The 26,810-nt window shown below is 64.7% G+C and carries 16 protein-coding genes and 1 other RNA gene; 9 read left to right on the top strand and 8 right to left on the bottom strand.

What is annotated here, in order from left to right; genetic code table 11:
- Window positions 1-40: 40 nt before the first annotated feature.
- The gene (locus VC212_RS15450) at window positions 41-421 is read left to right on the top strand and encodes a hypothetical protein (protein ID WP_153066045.1); all 381 of its coding nucleotides are present in this window, start codon (window positions 41-43) and stop codon (window positions 419-421) included.
- 190 nt (window positions 422-611) lie between these two features.
- On the opposite strand, the gene VC212_RS15445 is transcribed toward VC212_RS15450, so the two are convergent.
- From VC212_RS15445 to VC212_RS15430, 4 genes are read right to left on the bottom strand one after another with little or no spacing between them, the layout of a single operon-like run.
- The gene (locus VC212_RS15445; protein ID WP_323526278.1) at window positions 612-884 is read right to left on the bottom strand and encodes a hypothetical protein; all 273 of its coding nucleotides are present in this window, start codon (window positions 882-884) and stop codon (window positions 612-614) included.
- Entirely contained in the window at window positions 874-3,222 is a 2,349-nt protein-coding gene (locus VC212_RS15440) for an FdhF/YdeP family oxidoreductase (RefSeq protein WP_323526277.1), read from the bottom strand. Before VC212_RS15440 ends, VC212_RS15445 begins: the two co-directional genes overlap by 11 nt.
- Window positions 3,219-4,064, bottom strand: coding sequence for a formate dehydrogenase accessory sulfurtransferase FdhD (fdhD, locus tag VC212_RS15435; RefSeq protein WP_055851798.1), 846 nt, complete (start codon window positions 4,062-4,064; stop codon window positions 3,219-3,221). The genes VC212_RS15440 and fdhD overlap by 4 nt, the downstream gene beginning before the upstream one ends.
- Before the next feature lie 6 nt (window positions 4,065-4,070).
- Window positions 4,071-5,750, bottom strand: coding sequence for an OFA family MFS transporter (locus VC212_RS15430; protein WP_055851795.1), 1,680 nt, complete (start codon window positions 5,748-5,750; stop codon window positions 4,071-4,073).
- 377 nt (window positions 5,751-6,127) lie between these two features.
- Here VC212_RS15430 and VC212_RS15425 point away from each other — a divergent pair, with 377 nt between their 5' ends.
- The 6 genes from VC212_RS15425 (at window position 6,128) to VC212_RS15400 (ending at window position 17,680) form a co-directional block, all read left to right on the top strand.
- Entirely contained in the window at window positions 6,128-7,480 is a 1,353-nt protein-coding gene (locus VC212_RS15425) for an aspartate aminotransferase family protein (RefSeq protein ID WP_323526276.1), read from the top strand.
- Window positions 7,481-7,721: 241 nt separating this feature from the next.
- On the top strand, window positions 7,722-8,576 hold the full coding sequence (locus VC212_RS15420; RefSeq protein ID WP_323526275.1) for a plasmid replication/partition related protein: 855 nt from the start codon (window positions 7,722-7,724) through the stop codon (window positions 8,574-8,576).
- Between the two features lie 395 nt (window positions 8,577-8,971).
- The gene (locus VC212_RS15415) at window positions 8,972-10,276 is read left to right on the top strand and encodes a DUF445 family protein (protein WP_323526274.1); all 1,305 of its coding nucleotides are present in this window, start codon (window positions 8,972-8,974) and stop codon (window positions 10,274-10,276) included.
- Between the two features lie 151 nt (window positions 10,277-10,427).
- Window positions 10,428-14,522: a CHASE domain-containing protein gene (locus VC212_RS15410; RefSeq protein WP_323526273.1), complete on the top strand. Its 4,095-nt coding sequence runs from the start codon at window positions 10,428-10,430 to the stop codon at window positions 14,520-14,522.
- 35 nt (window positions 14,523-14,557) lie between these two features.
- A complete protein-coding gene (locus tag VC212_RS15405) occupies window positions 14,558-15,550 on the top strand; it encodes an HD domain-containing phosphohydrolase (protein WP_055851781.1) in 993 nt (330 codons plus the stop codon).
- A 693-nt stretch (window positions 15,551-16,243) separates the two neighbouring features.
- Window positions 16,244-17,680 carry a DHA2 family efflux MFS transporter permease subunit gene (locus VC212_RS15400; RefSeq protein WP_323520048.1) on the top strand — a complete coding sequence of 479 codons (1,437 nt, stop codon included), beginning with the start codon at window positions 16,244-16,246 and terminating at the stop codon, window positions 17,678-17,680.
- Window positions 17,681-17,730: 50 nt separating this feature from the next.
- Here the strand turns inward: VC212_RS15400 and VC212_RS15395 are convergent, their stop codons facing one another.
- Together VC212_RS15395 and VC212_RS15390 are read right to left on the bottom strand one after the other, a co-directional pair.
- The gene (locus VC212_RS15395; RefSeq protein WP_323526272.1) at window positions 17,731-18,153 is read right to left on the bottom strand and encodes a hypothetical protein; all 423 of its coding nucleotides are present in this window, start codon (window positions 18,151-18,153) and stop codon (window positions 17,731-17,733) included.
- Complete coding sequence (locus tag VC212_RS15390; protein WP_323526271.1) at window positions 18,150-19,136, bottom strand: MDR family oxidoreductase; 987 nt, start codon at window positions 19,134-19,136, stop codon at window positions 18,150-18,152. Before VC212_RS15390 ends, VC212_RS15395 begins: the two co-directional genes overlap by 4 nt.
- A 446-nt stretch (window positions 19,137-19,582) precedes the next feature.
- Here VC212_RS15390 and VC212_RS15385 point away from each other — a divergent pair.
- Window positions 19,583-19,659: non-coding RNA, sX9 sRNA (locus VC212_RS15385), on the top strand.
- 65 nt (window positions 19,660-19,724) lie between these two features.
- Here VC212_RS15385 and VC212_RS15380 read toward each other — a convergent pair.
- Window positions 19,725-20,300: a TetR family transcriptional regulator gene (locus VC212_RS15380; RefSeq protein ID WP_115513226.1), complete on the bottom strand. Its 576-nt coding sequence runs from the start codon at window positions 20,298-20,300 to the stop codon at window positions 19,725-19,727.
- A gap of 293 nt (window positions 20,301-20,593) precedes the next feature.
- Here VC212_RS15380 and VC212_RS15375 point away from each other — a divergent pair, with 293 nt between their 5' ends.
- Entirely contained in the window at window positions 20,594-21,382 is a 789-nt protein-coding gene (locus VC212_RS15375) for an SDR family oxidoreductase (RefSeq protein WP_323526270.1), read from the top strand.
- 239 nt (window positions 21,383-21,621) lie between these two features.
- Here VC212_RS15375 and VC212_RS15370 read toward each other — a convergent pair whose 3' ends face one another.
- Window positions 21,622-26,631 (bottom strand): NAD-glutamate dehydrogenase domain-containing protein, encoded by a 5,010-nt coding sequence (locus VC212_RS15370; protein ID WP_055851756.1) that lies wholly within the window; start codon window positions 26,629-26,631, stop codon window positions 21,622-21,624.
- Between the last annotated feature and the right edge of the window lie 179 nt (window positions 26,632-26,810).

The following is a 26,810-nucleotide window of genomic DNA, read 5'->3' as shown; positions in this document are numbered from 1 at the left end:
CGCCGCCTCACCCAGACTTTTTATTCCGGAAAAACACGCCATGCAAAAATCACTGAAAAAGCGTCCCTCGGCGACCGTACCACTGGCGGCCATCCTCGGTCTTTTCTGCCTTTTTGGCGCATCCGCCGCACAGGCTGAACGCCACTACATTGCGATTGAAGCGGCGAAGGAAAACTGGAAGGTCACTGCGCAGCTGAAAGCACCTAATGGAAAAATACTATACACATGGAACGCAGGCCGTAAAGGAAACCAGGAAGTTCATTGGAATTTCAATTATGGCGGCGATAATGCATCCTTGGATCTGACGATTACCACTCAGGATGGAAGAAATCATACATTCGCACTGCACACTGCGAACCAGAATCTGTGCATCGAATTTGTCGGCCACCCAGCCTTCCCTTTCAGCAAGTCTTGCGATTGATTCCCGCTTCCCGGACGTGGGTAGGCGAATGGATGTGAAGTGGCTGCTAGCGTGCTGAGAAATCTGCCCGCAAGCCGCCCCGCTTGTCCAGTCCGCGCCTCTTCTCCCACTTGATGGAGTAAACGGTGCGAAACGAGTATCTCTGCGCCACTGAAACGATTCCAATCTCAACGCAATCGAACAACGTGCCCTAATCGGAGTCCGCCAACGATTGGCGCTGTCTGCATTCCCTATCACCAGCCGGCGTCAATGCCGCGAACTGTCGATCGCCGCGCTCTTCCACGTGAATCCAACCCGGGCCTGGCTGACCATCCAGGTTGGCACTGCCCAGCCACGCGAGCGTGCGCAACAACACGCTCATACGCACACCCAGCTGCTTGCACAGCCGCGAAAGCGACACGCCATCGGGCGTGTCGGCCAGCGCCTGCAGCAGCTGCGCGGTGAGCTGCGGATCAGCGGACAAGCACCGCTCCGATATCGCGCGGCGCAGCGGCAGCAGTTTCGGCGCGATGCGGCAGCACGATCACCGGAATCGACTTGGAGGTCGGTGTGCGTGCTTCGTCGGCAAAACTCGACAGCGGCACCAGCGCATTGGTTTCCGGGTAATACGCCGCCAAACAACCGCGCGGAATGTTGTAGTCCACCAGCAAGAAGCGCCGCGCCTCGCGATGCACGCCGTCTTCGCACAGACTTTCCAGATCCACCCAATCGCCGGCCTTCATGTTCAACGCGGCGATATCGGCGCCGTTGATGAACAGCACGCGGCGCTCGCCGAACACGCCACGATAGCGATCGTCCAGCCCGTAAATGGTGGTGTTGTACTGATCGTGCGAGCGCGTGGTAGCGAGCGTAAACACCATCTGATCGCCCCGCGAACGCCGCGCGCGATGGATCGGGTTGTCGGTGGGCACCGCGTGCGCTTTGAACACCGCACGTTGCTCGGGCGTGACCCAGTTGCGGTCGCGCGCGGTGTTGGACAGGCGGAAGCCGCCCGGCGTGCGCACGCGCTGATTGAAGTCGGCAAAGTCCGGAAACACCTGCGCAATCAGCTCGCGCACGCGGTCGTAATCGCCCACCAGCCAGCGCCAGCGGATCGCGCTGCGCGCGCCCAACGTGGCTTCGGCCATGCGCGCCACGATCGCCGGCTCGGAAAGCAGATCCGGCGAGGCCGGCGGATTGATGCCGGCCGACAGGTGCACCATGCTCATCGAATCCTCCACCGTCACGCCTTGCGAGCCGGCGTCCTGGATATCGATTTCGGTACGCCCCAGGCATGGCAGGATCAACGCATCGCGCCCATGCACCAGGTGGCTGCGATTGAGCTTGGTGGTGACGTGCACGGTGAGTTCGCAGTTGCGCAGCGCGCGGTGCGTGGCATCGGTATCCGGCGTGGCGGCGGCAAAATTGCCGCCCATCGCGAAGAACACCTTGCCGCGCCCATCCAGCATCGCTTCGATGGCACCGACGGTGTCGAAGCCGTCTTCGCGCGGCGGCGCAAACCCGAACACCGACTGCAGCTTGTCCAGAAACGCGGCCGGCGGTTTTTCGTAGATCATCATCGTGCGGTCGCCCTGCACGTTGCTATGCCCGCGCACCGGGCACACGCCTGCGCCGGGGCGGCCCAGATGGCCGCGCAGCAACAGCAGGTTGGTGATCATGTGGATGGTGGCCACCGAGTGCTTGTGCTGGGTAATGCCCATGCCCCAGCACGCGATCACACGCTCGGCCTTCAGATAGATCTCGCCGGCCCTGCGCAACTGCGCTTCGTCCAGGCCGGATTCTTCGACAATGGTGTCCCAGGCTTCCGCATGCACATCGGCAGCGAATGCGTCGAAATTGGCGGTGTGCTCGGCAATGAACTCCAGATCCAGCAAGCGCGGCGCGCCATCGCGCTGGGCCTGCGCATCGCGCTCCAGCACATGCTTGATGATGCCCTTCAACGCCGCCAGGTCGCCGCCGATCTTGAGCTGGAAATAATCCGAGGCAATCCGGGTTGAGCCGTTGTGCAGCATCTCCAGCTTGTCTTGCGGGTCGGCGAATTTTTCCAGCCCGCGCTCGCGCAGCGGATTGAACGCCGCAATCGCCGCGCCGCGCTTGGAGGCCTGACGCAACTCGCCCAACATGCGCGGGTGATTGGTGCCCGGATTCTGGCCGAAGATGAAGATCGCATCGGCCAGCTCGAAATCGTGCAACGACACCGTGCCCTTGCCCACACCGATCTGCGAACGCAGCGCGGTGCCCGATGGCTCGTGGCACATGTTGGAGCAGTCCGGGAAGTTATTGGTGCCGAACTCGCGCACGAACAACTGATACAAAAACGCCGCTTCGTTGCTGGTGCGCCCTGAGGTATAGAAGATCGCCTCATCCGGGGTTGCCAGGCCATTGAGATGGCCGGCGATCTGCGCAAACGCATCGTCCCAGCTCACCGGCACATAGTGGTCGGTGGCGGCGTCGTAGCGCATCGGGTGGGTCAACCGGCCCTGCCCTTCCAGCCAATAGTCGCTGTACTGCGACAACAGGCTGACGCTGTGCGAGGCGAACAATTCTAGCCCGGCGCGGCGCGCGGTGGATTCGGCGGCCACGGCCTTGGCGCCGTTTTCGCAGAATTCGAAGGTGGAGGTATGGTCGCGATCCGGCCAGGCGCAGCCCGGGCAATCGAAGCCGTCCGGCTGGTTGGCGTGCAGCAGCGTCTTGGCGCCCTGCACTGCGATGTCCTGTTCCATCAGGTGCTTGGCCACCGAGCGCAATGCGCCCCAGCCGCCCGCGGGATTGTCGTACTGCTTGATGGTTTTCTTGCTCATGCGGGCTCTCCCACGGCAACGCCCAGATCCAGGCGTTGTGGATGGCTGTAAACAACACAATCGTGATTGCGGGCAAACCCGATCAGGGTCAGTCCCGCGCTGTCGGCCAGGCTGATCGCCAGCGCGGTAGGTGCCGAAATCGCTGCCAGCAGCGGAATTCGGGCCTGCGCGGCTTTCATGGCCATTTCATAACTGGCGCGGCTGGTGACCACCGCAAACCCTTGCGATGCATCGATGCGCGCGCGCGCCAATGCACCGATCAATTTGTCCAACGCGTTATGGCGCCCGACGTCTTCGCGAACCAACTGCACCACTCCGTTCGCATCGGCCCAACCGGCAGCGTGCACCGCGCCGGTCTGCGCGGCGATCGGCTGCTGCGCGTGCAACGCATCCAGCGCACGCGCCAACGCATCGGCGTCGATCTGCAGCGTCGACTGCACGCGCGGCGGCACACGCAGCACCGCCTCAATCGATTCATTGCCGCACACGCCGCAACCGCTGCGTCCATCCAGATTGCGCCGCCGCTGGTCCAACGCGGCCGCGCGCTCGGGCGGAATCTCGATCTGCAGCGAAGCGCCTTCCAGAAAGGTCTCCACCGCGACCACGCGCAAGTCCTGCGCGTGATCGACGATGCCTTCGCTCAACGAGAACCCGAGCGCGAAATCCTCCAGGTCCTCCGGCGTCGCCATCATCACCGCGAACGGCACCTGGTTGTAGATCAAGGCAACCGGCATTTCGGCCGCCACCATGTCCTGCACCGTGGCACCGCGACCGCCGCGATGGCGGACAACCGTGCGCACCACACTACCGGGGCGCACTGTGCGGGAAGACGGACTGGTCATCTCACCTCAATGGAACAGCACAAAGGCTTTCTGCAGCGTCACCCAGATACCGAACGCCATCGGGATGCCGACCGCCAACCAAGCGAACGCGACCACTGCGGGATTGCCGCCATGCCCGATCCGCGCCATCTGTTCCGGCGGCAGCACCGCATGCCCGCTGCGGTCGACCTTCTCGTGCGCCAGCTGCTTTTCGCGTGCCAGTTCGTCGGGCGTCATGAAGTGACGCGCAGCCACCGGGCGCACCAACAGATTGCAGATCAGGCCGAGCACGAGCATGCCGGCGAGGATGTACATGGTGGTGTTGTAGACCTGTGACGGCGGGCTGCCGTGCGCCAGCTGGTACTCGCGCATGTAACCCACCACCACCGGGCCGAGGATGCCGGCGGTGGCCCAGGCGGTCAGCAGACGGCCGTGGATGGCGCCGACCATCTGGGTACCGAACAGGTCGGCCAGATAGGCCGGAATGGTGGCGAAGCCGCCGCCGTACATCGACAGGATGATGCAGAAGATGCCCACGAACAGCGCGATGCCGCCCACGCCACCGGCCGACGGCGCCGCTGCGTACAGGCAGATGCCCAGCAGGAAGAACAGCGTGTAGGTGTTCTTGCGGCCGAGCTTGTCGGACATGCTGGCCCAGAAGAAGCGGCCACCGATGTTGAACAGGCTGAGCAGACCGGTGAAGCCTGCCGCGATCGCCGCGATGCTGGCCAGCTGAGCCGTATCCAGGCTGCCGAAGCCGATGTCCACGCCGATCAACCGGCCGCCGAACACTTCCTGCAGCATCGGCGAGGACATGCCGATCACGCCGATACCCGCCGAGACGTTCAGGCACAACACGCCCCACAGCAGCCAGAACTGCGGAATGCCCCAGACCTTGCTGACGTGCACGTGGTTGGCGGTGATCATGGCGTTGGTGCTGGCCACCGGCGCGGTCCAGCCAGCCGGGGTCCAACCGCTCGGCGGCACGCGATACCCGAAGGCGCCGGCCATCATGAAGACGAAGTACAGCGCGGCCATGACCAGGAAGGTTTCCATCACGCCCACCGAGGTGGGTGTGGCGAAGTGGCGCATCAGCGCGTCGGCCAGCGGGCTGCCGATCATCGCGCCGCCGCCGAAGCCCATGATCGCCATGCCGGTCGCCATGCCGCGACGGTCCGGGAACCATTTGATCAGGGTCGACACCGGCGAGATGTAGCCCAACCCCAGACCGATACCACCGATCACGCCCGAACCCAGCCACAACATCCAGATCTGATGGAAATGGATACCGGCCGCCGAGATCACCAGGCCGCCACACCAGCACAGCGCCGAGACCACACCGGCCTTGCGCGGGCCGGCACGTTCCAGCCAACCGCCCCAGATCGCCGCCGAGCAGCCCAGCAGCACGAAGAACAGGGTGTACATCCACTGCAGCTCGCTGATCTTCCAGTCGCAGGTGGTCGCCACCATGCGCGCGAACAGGCCCATGTCGGCCGGGCAGGCAATCGCTTCGGTGATCCCCAGCGCCTTGGACAGCGGCAGCCAGAACACGCTGAAGCCGTAGGCCATGCCGATGCACAGATGGATCGCCAGCGCAGCCGGCGGGACCAGCCAACGATTGAACCCCGGACGCGCAATGATGCGCTCCTTGGATAGCAGACCGGCGTCTGCGCCACTGGCTGTCGCCACGGTGGACCCTTGCGTCATTCCCATTCCCCAAAAATAAAGTGCGATGAACTGCGATAAAGACGATTGACGGCTGCGATCGTTTAGCGTGTTGCGATATAAGCAGCGGCGACGACCAGGCCCAACCAGCGGTTGTCTGGCGCATCATCGGCAATCCTTGCAGCTTTGCAATGCTTGGCGACGCCTCTCAGCGTTCCAACGCATTGCCACACACACGCCACGCAAGCGTTCCTAGAGATTAGCGGCCGGCGCTGCGACTAATTGACTAGTTCTTATGCATTAGATCGATGGGCATCCGCCAGGCCTGCGCGGGCATATCGCCCATTCCCGCCCGCGGTGGGGTGACGCCCGAGGCGATGGCTGAGTAAAGTCGGGCGACCCCCGTGACGGAGCCGGCCATGCACGACCCACTTCCGCGCGACGATGCGCCTGCGCTGCAGACACCGGCGCAGCTGGATGCGTTCTGGATGCCGTTCACCGCCAACCGGCAGTTCAAGGCGCGCCCTCGCCTGCTCGCCTCGGCCGCCGGCATGTACTACCGCGATGTCGACGGCCGGCAGATCCTGGATGGCACCGCAGGCTTGTGGTGCTGCAATGCAGGACACGCGCGCGAACGCATCGTGGCGGCGATCCGCGCGCAGGCCGGCACGCTGGATTTCGCCCCGACCTTTCAGATGGGCTCACCGCTGCCGTTCGTGCTGGCGCAGCGCCTGGCCGCCATCGCGCCGCCCGGCCTGGGCCATGTGTTCTTCACCAACTCCGGCTCGGAGGCGGTGGATAGCGCGATGAAGATCGTCCTGGCCTACCACCGCCTGCGCGGCGAGGGCCATCGCACCCGCTTTATCGGCCGCGAGAAGGCGTATCACGGGGTCGGCTTCGGCGGCATGTCGATCGGCGGGCTGCCCAACAACCGCAAGTGGTTCGGCCCGCTGCTGGCCGGCACCGATCATCTGCGCCACACCCTGGATCTGCAGCGCAACGCCTATTCACGCGGGCTGCCGACGCACGGCGCGGAGCTGGCCGACGATCTGGAACGGCTGATCACCCTGCACGACGCCTCCACCATCGCCGCGGTGTTCGTCGAACCGGTGTCCGGCTCGGCCGGAGTGATCCTGCCGCCGGAAGGCTATCTGCAACGGCTGCGGGCCATCTGCGACCGCCACGGCATCCTTCTGGTGTTCGACGAGGTGATCACCGGCTTCGGCCGCGTCGGCGAGGCGTTCGCCGCGCAGCGCTTCGGCGTCACGCCCGACATCATCACCGCCGCCAAGGGGCTGACCAGCGGCACCGTGCCGATGGGCGCGGTGCTGGTGGCCAATGCGATCCATGACGCATTCATGCACGGGCCGCAAAACGCCATCGAACTGTTTCATGGCTATACCTACTCCGGTCACCCGCTGGCCTGTGCGGCCGCGATTGCGACCCTGGACACCTATGCCGAGGACGGGCTGTTTTCGCGTGCGATCACGCTCGGCCCGCAGTGGGAAGACGCGCTGCACAGCCTGCGTGGGCTGCCGCACGTGATCGACATCCGCAATGTCGGCCTGATCGGCGCCATCGAACTGGCGCCGCGCGATGGCGCCCCCGGTGCACGCGGCTATGAGGTGTTCGAGCGCTGCTTCCACGACGGCGGACTGCTGGTGCGCGTCACCGGCGATGTCATCGCGCTGTCGCCACCGTTGATCGTCACCCCCGAGCAGATCGGGCAGATGGTCGAGACGCTGGCCGGCATCCTGCGCCTGGTGGACTGAGCGCGGCCGGCGGCATGGGTGCGTTGCAGGCAGAGGCACGCGGGCCCTGGCTGCGCGCTGCAGGGGCTTCGCCGCGTCGGCTCCCGCCGTACGCACCGTTCGCCTGAAGATAGCCGGTGACGGCGCGCGTGGCCGTTCCACGACGGCGCTCGCGTGTCACGGGCGCGGGTACCACGTCAAGCGCGCAAAGCCGGAGCAGGCTCTCTACAATGCCGGCCCCGCACTCCCCCGCAGTTGCCCCATGAACATCGTTGTCAAAGAAGAACTCAAGGCCTACATCGACCCGCTGACACCCGACGAGCACGAGGCGCTGGAGCGCAGCCTGCTGGCCGAAGGCTGTCGCGATGCCTTGGTGTTGTGGGGCGATGTGCTGGTGGACGGCCACAACCGCTACGGCATCTGCCAGAAGCACGGGCTGCCGTTCCAGACCGTGCAGAACCCACGCTTCCAGTCGATGCAGGACGTGCATCTATGGATGATCGAGCAGCACCTTGGCCGGCGCAGCGTGTCCGACTTCCAGCGTGGCGTGCTGGCGCTGCGCAAGCGCGAGATCCTGGCCGCCCGCCAGCGTAGCCAGCGCGAGGCCGATGCCGCCGCCGAGGCGCCGGTGGTGGATGACGCACAGGCCGATACCGGCCTCGACGACAGCGCGGCCCGCGCGACCGACGACACCGACAGCCCGCCGTGGGAGGAAACCTCCACCCCGGTGAGCCGCGCCGAGCTGGCACGCGAAGCACGCCTGAGCAGCAACCAGGTGGTGATGATCGAGCGCATCCACAAACAGGCCGCGCCGGAAGTGGTGCAGGCAGTGAAGGCCGGCGAGATCTCGATCAGCGCCGCAGCCGCCGTGGCCACGCTGTCGGAAGACGAACAACGCGCCGCCGCGCAGGCCGGCAAGGCCGAACTCAAACAGGCCGCCAAGCGCGTGCGCGACGCCAAGCGCAAGCACAAGCCCGACGAGGCCGAAGGCGGCGAAGCCGAGCGCCGCGACGTCAAGGCCTTGCAGCGCCGCGTCACCGAACTGGAAAACGAAAACGCCGCACTGCAGTCCAAGGTGACCGCCTTGCAAGCGCAGCTGGAGCGCCTGCGCGGCTGAGTCCGCGCATCCACTCGCCAACAGCCATCACGTAGGAGCGCACCTGGGCGCGATGGGCGTTCCCAGGAAAGCCTGTCGCGCCCGGGGTGCGCTCCTACGACGGCAATGGACGCTTGGTCGCACCGTTGCAAGCGCAGCCATAGCATCTGTGCGGCCGAGAGCGCGCACCCGCTAGCTAACAGCCATCCCGTAGGAGCGCACCTGGGCGCGACGGGCAGTCCCGATAAAGTCTGTCGCGCCCGGGTGCGCTCCTACGACGGCAATGGACGCTTGGTCGCACCGTTGCAAGCGCAGCTGCAGCACAGGCACCGAAGGCGCGGCCACCGGCAGCCGCCCGCGACGTCGCCCACCTGCCGTGGACATGCCCTGGTCAAACGACTGGGTACACTTCGCGGATGGAACCCAGTCTCAGCGCTCCCCGCCCCATCGATCCCCGTCGTGCCCAGCTACAGCGCATGAAGCTGTTGGCGGTGGCCTTGCTGCTGGCGATGTTTGCCGGCTTTATCGTCAGTCACCTGATGGGCGAGCAAGGCATCTGGGCGTGGGTGTCGGCCTTCTGCGAGGCGGCGACCGTAGGCGCACTGGCGGACTGGTTTGCGGTGGTGGCGCTGTTTCGCCGTCCGATGGGCTTGCCGATCCCGCACACCGCCATCCTGCCGCGCGGCAAGGAGCGGCTGGCGGATGGGCTGGCGGTATTCGTGCGCGATCAGTTCCTTGCGCCCGCTGCGTTGATGGAAAAGCTGCGCGTGTTCGACCCCGCCAGCCGCCTCGGCGAATGGCTGGCCAAACCCGAGCAGTCGCGCATGCTCGCGCAGATGGCACGCGGCTGGATGTTGCAGGCGCTTGAGCTATTAGACGAAGCTGCCGTGCGCAGCGCCATCCAGCGCTTCGTGGTGGACCGCCTGCGCAAGTGGAATGCCGCCGCGACGGTTGGCGATGTGATGGCGCTGCTCACCACCGACGGGCGCCATCAGAAATTGCTCGACGAAGTGTTGCTGCGGCTGGGCGAATGGCTGGACCAGGAACAGGTCAAGACGCGCGCGTCTGCATTGATCGTGCGGTATGCGCGCCGTGAATGGCCCAAGCTGGTCGGCACAGTGAACTGGATCAAGCCGATCGAAGAGATCGGCGACAGTCTGGCCGACCGCATGGCGCGTGCGGCCATCGAAGAACTCCAGGACATTCTCAAGACGCCCGAGCATCCAATCAGGCTCGACTATGAAGCGTGGCTGCAAGGCTACATCGCGCGCCTGCGTGACGAACCAGAAATGGCCACGCGTGTAGAAGAACTCAAGCAACGTGCCATCCAACATCCTGCGCTGCAGGAATACGTGCAGAGCCTGTGGGGCGAGATCCGCGATGCGCTGCGCAACGATCTGGCGCGTGAAGAGTCGTCGATGGCTGCGCACATGGAGCGCTCCATGCAATCGCTCGGCCAGGCGTTGTCGCAAGATCCGTCACTGCGCGACGCACTCAACCAGCATATGCTGCAGGCAGCCGACAAACTCACCACGCGCCTGCGCGCATCGGTCACCGAGCACATTGCATCGACAGTGAAAAGTTGGGACGAACGTCACCTCGTCGAACAATTGGAATTGGGTGTCGGACGCGATCTGCAATACATTCGCTTCAACGGGACGTTGGTCGGTGGATTGATCGGCCTTGCGCTTCATGCATTATCGATTTGGCTATCGTTCTGATGCACTGAGATGACGTTGATCGCCCAACAGGCTAGCGTGCAGCAACTGGGGAGACTGCACGCAGCCGGATAATCGTCAGGCGGTACCGCGAGGTCGACGTTGCCGTCGGCCAGGACACTGGGCACGCAACAGGCAAGGCGAAGGAACGAAAATGCCGAATGGCCGCTGGGATCTGCGCAGGAAATACGGGCGCCGCGTCTTTATCAGCGCACTGCTGATCCTTACCGCAGGTTTGATTGCCGCCATCGTCACGGGGGTCTGGCTGCAGCGGCATAACGAGCTCGAGCGCGAGCAACGCTTTCAGTATGTCGTGCGCACCCTCGCCCGCAATATCAGCGAACGTATGTACACCTTCGAGCACGGCTTGCGCGGCGCGCGCGGTGCGGTGATCGGTGCCGGCAGCGAGGTCATCAGTCGAGATCGCTTCACCCTGTACAGCCGCTCGCGCGATTACGCGCGCGAGTTTCCCGGCGTGCTGGGCTACGGCTACATCCATCGGGTCGCGCCTGCCGACGAGGACGCGTTCTTGCAGACCGCGCGCGCCGACGGAGCGCCGGATATCCACCGCCGCTTGTTGGCGCCGTGGGATGGCGAACGTTACATCGTGCTGTACTTCGAACCCGAGTCGTCGGGCAATCGCCCCATCGGTCTGGATATCGCATCCGAACCGCGCCGCCGCGCCGCCGCATTGCAGGCCGCACGCAGCGGCGAGCCGATCATGACCTCGCCGGTCTCGCTGTCGGGCTATCGCGTGCCCAACGAGAGCGGCTTTCTGGTCTTGCTGCCGGTGTATCGCGAAGGTATGCCGCTGCAAACGCCACAGCAACGCATGGCTGCCACCAACGGCTGGGTGTATGCGCCTTTCAGCGTCGAGCAGATGGTGAAAAGCGCATTGGGCGAACGCGACGATGTGGCGCTGGATCTGTCCGATCGCAACGAGCCCACCCATAACTTCTATCGCAGCGGCACTCCGGCCGGCGACAGCGCGCGCTGGCGGCCGGTGGTGCAGCTGTTGCCCATCTACGGGCGCACCTGGATCGTCACCGCCCACCCCACGGCCAGCTTTGTGACCTCGCTCAATCAGACCTCGCCGTGGCTGGTGGGCGGCCTGGTCATGGCGGCATCCGTACTGTTTGCGGCGTTGCTGGGGCTGTACTTCAGCAACGGGCTGCGCCGCGAAGAGGTGTTGCGCAAGCAGATGGAACTGGCCGCACTGGTCAGCCATTCCAGCGAGGCCATCGTGGCCGAAACCCCGGATGGCCGCGTCACCCACTGGAACCCAGCCGCAGAAGCGATGTTCGGCTACACCGCAGAGGAGGCGATCGATCAGGACCTGACGCTGCTGCTGTCGCCGCAACCGTATGCGATGCCGCAGATTGAGCACGCCGATGAAGCGTATCCGACCAATGCCTCGGCCGCACAGAGCATGCGCCACCGCGATGGCCATCAGGTGCATGTATTGGCGAGCAAGGCGCCCATCATCGAACCGGATGGCACGCTCAGCGGGCACTCGCATTTTTTCCGCGATATCTCCGAGCGGGTACGGTCGCATCAACGCATCGTCGACCTCAATGCCTCGCTCGAACATCAGGTGGCCGAGCGCACCAGCGAGCTGGTGAAGTTCTCGGTCTTGCAGCGCGCGATTCTGGCGCATGCCGGTTACGCCATCATCGCTACAGATTCCAGCGGTTTTGTCACGCTGTTCAATCGCGCCGCAGAAAAGCTGCTCGGCTATAACGCAGAGGATGTGATCGGCCGGCGCAAGGCCAGCCAGTTCGTCGAACCGGAAGAACTGCAGGACCGTGCGCATCTGCTCTCCGAGCAGACCGGGGTGCCGGTGGCGCACACGCTGGAAGCGGTGGCCGCGCTCACCAGTCTCGGCCGCAGCGATACCAGCGAGTGGACCTATGTCGGTTACGACGGCCGCCGCCTGCCGGTGCTGCTGACCCTGAGCACATTGCGCGACGACAATGACCAGGTGATCGGTTACCTCGGCGTTGCGGTGGATCTCACCGAGCAAAAACTGCACGAAAAACAGCTGCGTCTGGCAATGGATGCCGCCAAGAGCGCCAATCAGTCCAAGTCCGATTTCCTGGCCAACATGAGCCACGAAATCCGCACCCCGATGAACGCCATCCTGGGCATGTTGTATCTGCTTCAGCGCAGCGAGCTCCCTGGCGCGGCGCAGGACATGGTCACCAAGATCGATCGCTCCGCACGCACCTTGCTGGAAATCATCAACGACATCCTGGACTTCTCCAAGATCGAGGCCGGGCGCATCGACTTGGAACGCGCGCCGTTCGATCTCAACCAGTTGTTCGACAATATCGCCGACCTGATGCGCTCCTCGCTCAGCGCCAAACCGGTGGAGATGATTGTCGAGCCGCTGCCGCGCGACAGCCGCTGGCTATTGGGCGATGCGCTGCGCATCAACCAGGTGCTGGTCAATCTGGTCGGCAACGCGATCAAGTTCACCGAGCAGGGCGAAGTGGTTCTGTCGGTGCGGCGCTTTCCCAGCGGCGATCCCAACAAGGTCAAGCTGCTGTTCTCCGTGCGCGACACCGGCATCGGCATTTCCAAGGAAAAGCAGAGCCTGATCTTCTCGCCGTTTCTGCAGGCCGACACCTCGACCAGCCGACGCTATGGCGGCAGCGGGCTGGGCCTGACCATCAGCCGACGGCTGATCGAACTGATGGGCGGCGAGCTGGAAGTGGAAAGCGTGCCCGGCCGCGGCAGCGAGTTCTATTTCGTGGTGACCCTGGAGAAGGCCGCACCACCCAAGGCGCAGCAGGACCTGCCAGCGCTACCGCCGGAAGCGATGCCGCGCGTGCTGATCGCCGACGACCACGATGCCGCGCTCAGCAATCTGGTGCGGATCACCACCGACCTGGGCTGGCGCGTGGATGCGGTGGCCAGCGGCCAGGCCGCGCTGCAGGCGATCGAACAGGCCAGCGAGCCCTACGACATTTTCCTGCTCGACTGGCGCATGCCCGACATCGATGGTGTGGCGATAGCGCGCGAAATCCGCGCACGTGCCGCCCCTGGTCCGCATCCGGTGATCGTCATGGTCACCGCCTACGAGCGACGTCTGCTGGAACAGCATCCCGAGCAACAGGATCTGGACGCGGTGATGACCAAGCCGGTGACCAGCGCGGCATTGCATCGTCTGGTGGAACAGCTGGTCGACGAGCGCCCCGGTGCGCGTCCGGTCACGCCCACCTTCGTGGCACGACGGCTGGAAGGCACGCACCTGTTGCTGGTCGACGACAGCGAGATCAACTGCGAGGTGGCGCAGCGCATTCTTGAGGGCGAAGGCGCCATGGTCACCGTCGCCCACGATGGCGAGCAGGCGGTCAACACCCTCAAGCGCGCGCCGGATCTGTTCCATCTGGTGTTGATGGATGTGCAGATGCCGGTGGTGGACGGCTACGAAGCCACCCGCCGGCTGCGGCAGATCCCTGCCCTGGCCAGCCTGCCGGTGATCGCGCTGACCGCTGGCGCATTCCGCCCGCAACAGGAAAAAGCGCTGGAAGCGGGCATGAACGGTTTTATCGCCAAGCCCTTCAATGTCGAGGAACTGGTCACCGCCATTCGTCACTTCATGCATCCCGGGATGAAGCGCATTCCATCGCTGCCGCACGAAACCGAACTGGCGGCCGGCCCCGAGTGGCAGCACGACGATCCCGAGCTACTGGACGCCGCGCGCGCGCGCAGCCTGTGGCGCGACCGCGAGCCGTACGCGCGTTACCTGAGCAAGCTGCTGCGCGACAATCCGGACCCGGCCGAAGTCGCGGCCGAACACCTGCGCCGCAACGAACTGCCTGCCATCGGCGCAATGGCGCACAAGTTGCGTGGTGCGGCGGGCTCGCTGGCGCTGCCGGCACTGGCCGGTGCTGCAAGCGATCTGGAAACGCGTATCGAAGATGGTCAAGACATCACCGCCTCGTTGATTGCGCTCAAGGATGTGATGCAGCGCACCGCCGAGGCGATTGGCGTCTTTTTGCAAGACGACGAAACCACTGCGGCAGCCAACGACGACGCTGTCGCACTGGACGCCGGCAGCCTGCAGATCCTGGAGGTGGCTCTTTCCACCGACGACGCCGACAAGATCGACCACGCGCTGCTGATCTGCGCACCGCACCTGCCGCCTGCATTGCAGGAAGAACTGCAACGCGCCGTGGAGGACTTCGACTTCCGCCGCGCGCAGGCCACCCTGCACGACTGGCAAGCCACCCACCCACGCTGACGGCGATCTCCCGTGCCGTCGGCAAGGATCCCCCCATGCCGTCCCGTCCCCTGCTGTGTGTCGACGACGAGTCCAGCAACCTGGCGACCCTGCGCCAGCTGTTGCGTGAGGACTTTGCGCTGGTGTTCGCCAAAACCGGGGGCGAGGCGCTGGATGCGGTGGCGCGCCATGCGCCTGCGTTGATCCTGCTGGATGTCGAACTCCCCGACATGGATGGCTATGCGGTGGCGCGCACGCTCAAGCAGCAACCCTCCAGCAATGCCATCCCGATCCTGTTCGTGACCTCGCGCAACAGCGAGCACGACGAGCGCGCCGGGCTGGAAGCGGGCGCGGCCGATTACGTCAGCAAACCGTACTCGCCGGCCTTGCTCAAGGTGCGCATCAACACCCAGCTCAGGCTGGCCGAAAGCGCGCGCCTGGCGCAGCAATACCGCGATGCGATCCATCTGCTGGGCACCGCTGGCCAAGCCCAGGACGCGGACACCGGTGCGCATATCTGGCGCATGGCGGTGTATGCCCGGGTGCTGGCCGAAACCGCCGGCTGGTCGCCGCAGCAGGCGCAGATGCTGCAGGATGCCGCGCCACTGCACGACGCCGGCAAGATCGCCGTGCCCGGCAGCATCCTGCACAAGCCCGACACGCTGGACGAGCACGAGCGCTCGGTGGTGCGGCAGCACCCGCAGGCCGGACACGACCTGCTACGGCACGGCCGCGGACCGGTCTTCCAGATGGCCGCCGAAATCGCACTGCATCACCACGAATGCTGGGACGGCAGCGGCTATCCCACCGGCCTGGCCGGCGAGGCCATTCCGGAATCGGCACGCATCGTCGCAGTAGCCGATGTGTTCGACGCGCTCTGCGGACGGCGCGCCTACAAAGCGCCGTGGACGGTGGAAGACGCGATGCGCAAGTTGGAAAGCATGTCGGGCAAGCAACTGGAACCGCGTCTGGTGCAGCATTTCCGCGAGTCCCTGGCGCGGATCCTGCAGGTCAAGGAAGCCTGGGACAGCCCGACCGCACAGCGCTGATCCCACACTTTAGGAAGCGCTGCGGGCTGCACAGTGCTTGTTACTTGGTGCTTGTTACTTGGTGCTTGGTGCTTGGTGCTTGGTGCTCGCCATAGCAGCACGGTCGGCATGCATATGACCTCCCTTCTCCCACCGGGAGAAGGTGGCGCACAGCGCCGGATGAGGGTACGACGCAGCCATCGCCATCCAATGAACCTGGGCGTTGCTTTATGCGTTATGCCAGTTGCTTTGTCGCTACCTAGCAACCGCCGCGCCCCGCACGGAAACCTGCATTCCCTTCTCCCACCGGGAGAAGGTGGCGCGCAGCGCCGGATGAGGGTACGACGTAGCCATCACCACCACGCCCCCAGCTATCGCCTCCACGCAGTGCCGTTGCTGTCCCGCGCGCCACCACACGACCGGCTCGAACATTGGTACATCCTTTCCGACCGAGAACGCGGCCAATTTGCGAGAGAGGAAGCAGCGCTCCGGAGCGCCGCCTCAATCTACTGAAGACGACCGCACGCACACTGCCCTTCAGCAGCTCGCCCCGCAGCACAGCCACTCCCAACCGCACGCAGCGTTGCCGCCACGCGCTTGAACCCTGCGCCACGCAGGCGGACAATGCCCATGCTGCGCCGCACAACACCGTGCGACGCGGGCCGATCCGGCGCCTCCAGGCGTCGTGGACACGGCCCGGCAACCGAGAGTCCGATGTCTTCCAGCGTGTCCGAGGCCGGCGTCACGCCGCCGCGTTATCCCGACTACCGCATCATTTCGTTGATCCTGGCGTGTGCCATTTTTATGGAGCAGATGGACGCCACGGTGCTGGCGACCGCGCTGCCGACGCTGGCGCGCGACTTCGGCGTTGCCGCGCCCGCCATGAGCATCGCCATGACCAGCTATCTGCTGGCGCTGGCGGTACTGATCCCGGCCAGCGGTGCCATCGCCGACCGCTTCGGCCTGCGCCGCGTGTTCGGCGCTTCGATCTGGGTATTCGTAGGCGGCTCGATCCTGTGCTCGCTGGCCGACAGCCTGCCCACCATGGTGGCCGCACGCGTACTGCAAGGCGCCGGCGGCGCGATGATGGCCCCGCTCGGGCGCCTGATCCTGCTGCGCACCGTGGAGCGCCGCCATCTGGTGTCGGCGATGGCCTGGACGCTCGTGCCCGCCTTCATCGGCCCGATGCTGGGCCCGCCACTGGGCGGCTTTTTCGTGTCGTATCTGGATTGGCGCTGGATCTTCTACATCAACGTACCGATCGGCATTGCCGGCTTTTTGCTGGTGCGCCGTTTCATCCCGGAAATTCCTACCGACACCGCACCGGCACGCTTCGACCTGCGCGGCTTCGTGTTGTGCGGCATGGCACTGGGCTGCTTGTTGTTCGGCCTGGAAATGGTCAGCCAGCAGGACGGCATCGGCATGGCCAGTTGGTTGCTGGCCATCGGCGCGGCCGCGTCGGTGGGATATCTGTGGCATGCGCGCCACCACCCGGCACCGCTACTGGATCTGACCCTGCTGCGCATCGACTCGTTCCGGCTGTCGGTGATCGGCGGTGCGCTGATGCGCATCACCCAGGGCGCGCAGCCGTTCCTGTTGCCGTTGCTGTTTCAAATCAGCTTCGGTTTCAGCGCCGCGCACAGCGGGCGGCTGATTCTGGCCACCGCACTCGGTGCGTTGCTGATGCGCACCATCACCCCGCAATTGCTGCGCCGCTTCGGCTACCGCAACAGCCTGATCGGCAACGGCGTACTGGCCAGCCTGGGCTACATGGTGTGCGCGCTGTTCCGGCCCGACTGGCCGCCGGCGCTGATATTCGGCCTGCTGTTGTGCTGCGGCGCCTTCATGTCGTTCCAGTTCGCCGCCTACAACACCATCGCCTACGAAAACGTGCCCAGCGCGCGCATGAGCCGCGCCAGCAGCCTGTACACCACCTTGCAGCAGCTGATGCTGTCGGTGGGTGTCTGCGCCGGCGCGATGATTCTCAAACTGGCGATGCTGGCCGGCGATCACACCCAACCGGCGCAACGCGATTTTTCGCTGGCGTTCTGTGTGGTCAGCCTGATTTCGCTCAGCGCCACCTGGTGGCATGTGCGCTTCGACAAGAACGCCGGGCAGGAAATGAGCGGACATCGCGCTTCGCGTGGCTGACGCTGACACAGCCGTGGCGCAGCCGATGAAAGCTGCCGTCATGCCTTCGATCAAGGCGTGGTGTTGGCGCGCCGTGACACGGCCTCCGCACGCGTGACCAACAGAAACGCCAGCGGAAGCCCGATTTCGATGGCGACCGCCGGGAAAATACCGGCGTTGACATGCCCGGCAGCCCATTCCGACACGCCCAACACCGCCAGCGATAGGCACGCGGTGGCAAAGCCGGCAATCACCGCACGGCGCCCCGGCGATGGTGGTGCAGCGCGTACCAGCAACAGCATCACGCCGATGGCCGCATACATCGGCGCGGCGCGGCGACCGACCACGCCTAAAGCGTTGCTGTCGAAGGCGACGCCCCAGTTGGCCAGCACGGTCGCAGGCGCCAGCAACCAGACAGCGCCCAGCGCGAAAAACAAGAGGGCCGACAGCGTGGCCAGGTAGCGGAATGCCTGCGATGCAGTGGGCGCGCTCATGCGTTTACATCCACGACAGTACGCCCCTGCACCTTGCCATCCAGCAACTGGGCGGCAATCTGCGGCACCTCCGCCAGCCCAACTGTCGTCGTGGTCAATGCCAGCTTGCCCAACTCCAGATCGCGCGCCAGACGCGACCACGCCTGCAGGCGTACCGCCTGCGGCGCGTTGACCGAATCGATACCAGCCAACGTAACGTTGCGCAAAATGAAGGGCAGCACCGAGGCCGGCAATTGAACGCCCTGCGCCATGCCGAACGAGGTCACCACGCCGCGATACTGGGTCTGCGCAAGCGCGTTTGCCAGCGTGTGGCTGCCCACCCCATCCACCACGCCTGCCCAGCGCTCCTTGCTGATCGGCGCGCCGGGTTCGGACAGAGTGCTGCGGTCGATGACCTCGGCAGCGCCCAGGCTGTGCAGATACGCGGCCTGCTCCAGCCGGCCGGTAGAGGCGACCACGCGATACCCCAAACCTGCCAGCAAGGCGATGGCGACCGAACCGGCGCCGCCATTTGCGCCGGTGACCAGGATGTCGCCGCGTTCGGGGATCAGCCCGCCGTGCTCCAGTGCCAGCACGGTCAGCATGGCGGTGTAGCCGGCCGTACCGATCGCCATCGCATCGTGGGTGGAAAATGCCGCCGGAAGCTTGATCAACCAGTCGCCAGGCACCCGCGCCTTCTGCGCATAGCCGCCATGATGGGTCTGGCTCAGGCCCCAGCCATTGGCCAGAACGCGGTCTCCCACCGCAATGCCGGGATCGCTGGACGCTTCGACCACACCGGCTAGATCGATGCCGGGAATCAGCGGAAAACGGCGAATGATCGGGCCGCGTCCGGTGACCGCCAACGCATCCTTGTAGTTGACGGTCGAGTAGTCGACGGCAATCGTCACCTCGCCCGGCATGAGGTCGTCTTCGTTGAACTGCACGAGTTCGGTGGTCACCGTCTCGCTGGTTTGCGTGGCGAGCAATGCATTGAAGGTCATTGTCTTCTCCTGATGGGATGGATTGAGGCCGCGGGTGAGCGCGTCCCTGATTGCAGTCAATGACGCAGTCAATGACAGCGCAGCGGCCAGTTGACGATCACGCCGCTACGGAACTGCGATGGCGGTGCGGTACGGGATCTCCGGTGATGCGGTGCCACCGTGCGGCACAAGACGCTTTCCGCTGAGGCAACGAAGTCGCTTGAGTCGGGCTCACGTGGACGGCGTTGATCGCCTGCAACGCTTGCTCGGTGGGCGTGTCGCTTCAGCGGCTCGTCGTGCAGCGGGGTGAGCGGCGTCGCGCCAAGCACATGTCACTCCTGCAAGGAGTGGCAACGCGTGAGTTGGCGTCTCAGTAAAAGCGCATTTCGCTAAAACATTTCGCTAAAAGCAGCTAACAAAACGACTTTACTCACCGCCAGGCGGGCGCGGCCGGTGCTCGGTACGGCATGCACCACGCGTACATTCCGGTTCTGAGCGCGCCATCCACACCCACCTGACAATTGCTCGCTATGGTTTGTTAGCCGTTCTTGGCACGCGGCGCTACCGCCAATCCCTCGGCCACGCAGGACGCAGCTGCACTTCTCTCAGTCAGTTGGAGGGTTGCAACGACGACAGAATCTGGTCACGACATACCGCAATGACTTCGTCGGCCAGTGGCGAATCGTTGGGACACGACCGCGACAGCACGATGGCACCGATGGCGTGCGCCAGCATGTTCAGCGTGTTGACGCGCTCATCTGCTGCCTCGGCAGTACCGGGCGCGGCCCCGCTGCGGTCGAGCGCGGCCAACAGGTTTTCGACCCCGGCCGCAAACGCTTCGCGCACTTGCTCCGGCTGACGCGCGGCTTCGGCGCCCAGCGCAGCCATCGTGCAACCGGTGGCCGGGCTGTCGCGATGTCCGCGCGACAGATAGAAGTTCACGAAATCCGTCTTGTCCACGCGCTCGGACTGTGACGCGATGTTGGCCAAGCCGCAGGCTGCCGATTCGGCCATCAAATCTGCTTTGGAGCCGAACTGCTTGTAGAAACCACCGTGGGTGAACCCTGCAGCGGCCATCAGATCGGCAATACCGATCCCTGCATAACCATGCTCGCGAAACAGCACCGAGGCGGTTTCAACGACATGCGCCCGGTTCGCCTGTGCCTGTGCTTTGGTCACTTTCATGGTTGCGACGCTCCGTGGGGGGAATGGGGACAGCGACAGCATACTTTGATGTTGCGCGTCATCAAAGTATTGACACCTTAGATTTTATTCGTAATCTTTGCATCCGCCGTCTTTCTGAGCACCCTCAATGCCCACGCGTCGCTGCCCGCTCCCTCTGCCCTAGGCAACCTGACGCCAACCAATCGCGTCGCGATGGTCACGGTGACACGTCACCGTGCAGGCGTCGGACCGGCGCCCGGGGCGCTTGCGGCCACGTCGTGCGCCTTTCCACCTCTCTCACTCAAGGAATTTCTATGACCGCACTTCCCGCTGTCCTCATCACTGGCGCCTCTACCGGTATCGGTGCTGTCTACGCCGAGCGCTTCGCCCAACGCGGCCACAACCTGGTGCTGGTCGCACGCGACAAGGAACGCCTGGACGCCCTGGCCGCGCACCTGTGCGACACCCATCGCGTCAGCGTCGATGTGCTGCAGGCCGACCTGACCCAGCCAACCGACCTAAGCACCGTGGAAACCCGCCTACGCGACGACGCGCAGATCGGCATCCTGGTCAACAACGCCGGCATGGCGCAATCGGGCGGCATCGTGCAGCAAAACGCCGAGGCGATCGACCGCCTGATTGCGCTCAATGTCACCGCGTTGACGCGCCTGTCCGCCGCCGTTGCGCCGCGCTTTGCGCAGTCCGGCAGCGGTGCGATCGTCAACATTGGATCGGTCGTGGGGTTTGCGCCCGAATTCGGCATGAGCGTCTATGGCGCCACCAAGGCCTTCGTGCTGTTCCTGTCGCAGGGCCTGCACGTGGAGCTTGGCGCCAAGGGCGTGTATGTGCAGGCCGTCTTGCCGGCCGGCACGCGCACCGAGATCTGGGAACGCGCCGGTATCGACATCAACACGCTGAGCGACTTGATGGATGTTAACGAACTGGTCGACGCCGCGCTGGTCGGCTTCGATCGCCGCGAACTGGTCACCATTCCGCCGCTGCACGTGGCCGAACGCTGGGACGCACTGGATGGCGCGCGCCAGGGTTTGCTGTCGGACATCCGGCAGGCAAACGCCGCAGAGCGCTATCAGCCGACGACCTGACGAGCTGAGCTGCACTGCTGCCCGCACGACTCGCATGGCGATCGGTGCGGGCCTGCGGTGTTGTGCCGCGCCTGCACACGCGCGCACAGCTTCACTACGTCATCAGCACGCATCCAATAACGCAGAAGGCCGCCCTGGGGCGGCCTTCTGCGTTATTCATTGGCAACACAAGCTCATTCACTGATGACAGGCAGCGTGACGGCGGAGCAATCGCTCTGCCGTCATGCCGCGCACGCTAGTTACAGCCCGTGCGCCGCCAACTGCCCCAACCGCTGCACCGCCACCGACACGGTCGGGTAGTCCAGCGTCTTCTGCTCGGCCACATCACTCAACATCGCCAGGGTGAAGCGCAGGCTGGAATCATCGCGTGCCATCCAGTTGGCCACCTTGTCCTCGGCACTGCTGCCGGGCATGGTCAGCACCTGACCCACCAGCGCACGCTGATGCGCGGCCAGTTCGTCGCGCAGCACGCCACGTGCCACCGCATGCCAGCGGCCGTTGACCTCCAGCGCGTCGATCTGCTCGAACAACCACGGCAGCCGCAACGCATCGCCCAGACGGAAATGCACCTTGGACACTTCCACCGGCTTGAGCTTGCGGGTGCGCGCGGTTTCGATGATGTCGAACGCCGGTTCCAGATAGCGCAACTCGGACAGCTGCTGTGCCAGTGCCGGCGGCAGGCCCTTGTCCTGCCATTCCTGCACGCTGGCTTCGTACAACGGTCGCTGGGTGTCGGACAACACGCCCGAGGCCACACGGATATCGTTGAACGGGCCGTGGTAACGCTCCACCGCTGCGGTGATGCCCGGCATCTGGCCCGGACGCAGCAACAGCCAACGCACGAACGAGCGTTGCAGGCGCCAGATCACTTCCAGCGCATCGATCTGCACCGACTCGGGCACCTTGCCGTCCAGCGCATCGATCTGCGTCCACAGCGCGCGCGCATCCAGCGTTTCGCGGCTGATGGTATAGGCCTTGGCGACCTCGCCGATGCTGCGGCCGGTGTCTTCCTGCATGCGCATCAGGAAGGTGGCGCCCATGCGGTTGATGGTGGTGTTGGTGACCGCGGTGGCGATGATTTCGCGCTTGAGGCGATGGCGCTCCATCGCATCGGCGTACTTCTTCTGCAGCGGCTGCGGGAAGTAGCGCTGCAATTCCTTCGACAGATACGGGTCTTCCGGAATATCCGATTCCAGCAGCTGCTGGAACGCCACCAGCTTGGAGTACGACAGCAGCACCGACAGTTCCGGACGCGACAAGCCTTGACCGCGCGCCTTACGTGCCGACAGTTCGGCATCGGACGGCAGGAATTCGATCTGGCGATCGAGCAGGCCCTGCAATTCCAGCGTGCGAATGAAGTGCTGCTTGGAGCCCAGGCGCTTGACGCTCATGCGCTCCATCAAGCTGATCGCCTGGTTCTGGCGATAGTTGTCCCACAGCACCAGGTCGGCCACTTCGTCGGTCATCGACGCCAACAGCTTGTTGCGTGCGTCGTAGGTGAGCTTCTTGGCCTGCACCATGTCGTTGAGCAGGATCTTGATGTTCACCTCGTGATCGGAGGTGTCCACGCCGGCCGAGTTGTCGATGAAGTCGGTGTTGAGCAACACGCCGGTCTGCGCCGCTTCGATGCGGCCCAGCTGGGTCAGGCCCAGATTGCCGCCCTCGCCCACCACCTTGCAGCGCAGCTCGCCGCCATTGACGCGCAGACCGTTGTTGGCGCGATCGCCCACATCGGCATGCGATTCGCTGGAGGCCTTGACGTAGGTGCCGATACCGCCGTTCCAGAACAGGTCCACCGGCGCCTTGAGGATGGCGTTCATTAGCGCGTTGGGCGAGAGCTGCTTGACGTTGGCCTCAAGCCCCAGCGCCTCGCGCACCGGCGCGCTGATGTCGATCGACTTCAACGTGCGCGGATAAATACCGCCGCCGGCACTGATCAGCTTGGCGTCGTAATCGGCCCAGCTGGAACGCGGCAGCTTGAACAGGCGCTCGCGTTCGGCGAACGAGGCAGCCGCATCCGGCGACGGGTCGAGGAAGATGTGCCGGTGATCGAACGCGGCCAGCAGGCGGATATGCGTTGAAAGCAGCATGCCGTTGCCGAATACGTCGCCGGACATGTCGCCGATGCCGGCCACGCTGAAATCCTGGCTCTGGCAATCGCGGCCCATCGCACGGAAGTGGCGCTTGACCGACTCCCACGCGCCGCGCGCGGTGATGCCCATGCCCTTGTGGTCGTAGCCGACCGAACCACCAGAGGCGAACGCATCGCCCAGCCAGAAGCCGTGATCCAACGCCAGGCCATTGGCGATATCGGAGAAGGTGGCCGTGCCCTTGTCGGCGGCGACCACCAGATACGGGTCGTCCTGATCGTGGCGCACCACCTGCGGCGGCGGCACGATCTTGCCGCCGACGATGTTGTCGGTGATGTCGAGCAGGCCCTGGATGAACAGCTTGTAGCAGGCGATGCCTTCGGCCTGGATCGCATCACGATCGCCGCCCACCGGCGAGCGCTTGACGTAGAAACCGCCCTTGGCGCCGACCGGCACGATGACGGTGTTCTTGACCATCTGCGCCTTGACCAGACCCAGCACTTCGGTGCGGAAGTCCTCGCGACGGTCCGACCAGCGCAGGCCGCCACGCGCCACCGCGCCAAAGCGCAGATGCACGCCTTCCACGCGCGGGCCGTAGACGAAAATTTCGCGATACGGACGCGGCTTGGGCAGATCCGGCACGATCGCCGAATCCAGCTTGAAGCTGATGCAATGGCCGTACTTGCCGTGCTTGTCGGTCTGGTAGTAGTTGGTGCGCAGCGTGGCATCGATCACGTCGATGAAGCTGCGCAGGATGCGGTCTTCGTCCAGGCTGGACACGCGGTCCATCAGCTTGAGCAAGGTGGCGCGGGTAGCTTCCTGCTGCGCAGCGCGGTCGCCGCCGCGTGCGGCGAGCACCGGTTCCAGCGCCTTGAGCGTGGCCTCATCGCCACCTGCCAGCGCGGAGAGTTCTTCGCGCAGACGTTCCTGGCCGGCAAAGATCTGCGCCTTGGTTTCGCTACCGGTGGACGGATCGAAGCGCGCTTCGAACAGTTCCACCAACAGCCGTGCCAGCAACGGATAGCGGGTGAACGTGGCTTCGACATAGGTCTGCGAGAACGGCACCGCAGTCTGCAGCAGATACTTGCAGTAACCACGCAGCAACGCGACCTGACGCCAGTGCAGACCGGCGGCCAGGATCAGACGGTTGAAGCCGTCGTTTTCGGCATCGCCATTCCAGATACGCTCGAAGGCTTCGCCGAAGCCGGCATCGGCATGGGCGGCGTCGATCTTGCCCGCGGTCGATTCGACTTCGAAATCCTGGATATAGACCGGCGTCTCGCCCACCTGCAGCCGATACGGCCGCTCGGAGATCACGCGCAGACCCATGTTTTCCATCATCGGCATCGCATCCGACAGCGGGATGTCGTCGAGCTGACGGTACAACTTCAAACGCAGGCCTTCGCCGGCATCCAGCCGCACGCCGTCGTCGCGACGGATTTCCTGCAGACTCAGATGCAGATCGTCCGGGCCATCCAGGGTTGCCAGATGTTCGACATCGGAGACCGCCGATTCGATCGACGACTCTTCGATGTAGCCGGCCGGCAGCGCGCGGCCGAAGTTGGCGGCCATGCGCAGGCCATTGGCCTCGCCGTGACGTGCCACCAGCGCTTCGCGCAGGGCATCGCGCCAGTTGCGCAGCAGATGCGCCAGGCGCGATTCGAGTTCGGTGGTGTTGAACTCCAGCGCTTCGCCGCTCTTGGGCCGCACGATCAGATGCAGCTGCGCCAGCGGCGACTCGCCCAGCACCACCGACGAATCGATGTATTCGCCGTGCAACGCGTCTTTCAACAGCCCTTCGATGCGCAACCGCACATCGGTGTTGAAGCGCTCGCGCGGGATGTACACCAGTGCAGAAATGAAGCGGCTGTACTTGTCGCGGCGCAGGAACATGCGGCTACGCACGCGCTCCTGCAAGCCCAGGATGCCGATCGCGGTGCGGTACAGCTCTTCTTCGTTGGACTGGAACAACTCTTCGCGCGGCAGCGTCTCAAGAATATGCCGCAACGCCTTGCCGCTATGGCTGCTCGGGGTCAGCCCCGACTTGCTCATCACGTATTCGTGGCGCTGACGCACCAGCGGAATTTCCCACGGGCGTCTGTTGTAGGCGCTGGAGGTAAACAGGCCCAGGAAGCGCTGCTCGCCGACGATACGGCCCTTGCCATCGAATTCCAGGATGCCGATGTAATCCATGTAGCCAACGCGATGCACGCGCGAACGTGCATTGGTCTTGGTCAGGATCAACGCGTCCTTGCGCTTGGACGACGCATTCAAGCCATGCGCCGCCAGCGTGGTCACCGGGCGCGCCGGCGAGGTGTCGTGGCCGCGCATCAGGCCCAGGCCGGTTTCTTCAACCGGTGCCAACACCTCCTGGCCGTCCTGCTTCTCCACGCGGTACTCGCGGTAGCCGAAGAAGGTGAAATGGTCGGCAGCAGCCCAGCGCAAGAACTCCTGCGCTTCGTGGCGGCTGATGTCGTCGATCGGCAGGCGGCGGGTGGCCAGATCGTCGGCCAGCATCACCATCTTTTCGCGCATCGAGGCCCAGTCGTGCACGATGGCGCGCACTTCGCCCAGCACCTTGCGCACCGCCGCTTCCACCTTGGCCATCTCATCGGCCGGCTGGCGGTCGATCTCCAGCACCATCAACGATTCGCTCTTGCCCTCGCCCACCGCGGTCAGCTTGCCGGCCTTGTCGCGCGCGATGCGCAGCACCGGGTGGCCAAGCACATGCACGCCGATGCCCAGGTCCGACAAGGTCATGCTGACCGAGTCCACCAGGAACGGCATGTCATCGTTGACGATCTGCAGCAGCGTATGCGGCGACTCGTAGCCGTGGCTCTTCAGGGCCGGGTTGAACACCCGCACATTGACCGTGCCGGCTTTGCGCACGCGCGCAAATTCCAGCATGTCGGCCGCCAGCGCCGCCCACTGCTCGGGCGGATGGTTCGGGAACTCGTCTTCTTCCATGCGCCGATAGAAATCGGCCGCGAACAACTGGACCTCGGACTGTCGGGCCGCCGGGTAGCGCTTGCGCAACGCGGCAAACACCGGCTCGAGGGTGACCGCCTGCGGTTCGGTGGCAAGCACGGGGACGGCACGTTCGGCGACCGGTTTGACCGACGTCGTGGACGATTTCGAAGCGGCTTTCTTGGCTGTCATGAGAGAGCTGGGATGCTCGGTGGAAAACCTGAATTGTACCGATGCGCCGTGACAACGCCTTGCTGCATAGCGCAAATGCGCGGCACGTAGCAGGCGCGGCAGTGGCGCAAAAGCCGTATGGCTCTGTAGTTTCCCCGCCCCTGGCCGGCCGCAGGGTCGCCGGATCGCCAGATCCGGCA

This window comes from Xanthomonas sp. WHRI 8932A, from assembly GCF_035012785.1.
In the GTDB taxonomy this organism is placed as follows: Bacteria; Pseudomonadota; Gammaproteobacteria; order Xanthomonadales; family Xanthomonadaceae; genus Xanthomonas.
Note: the sequence above shows the minus strand (reverse complement) of the source record. Positions and strands in the feature narration are given on the sequence as shown.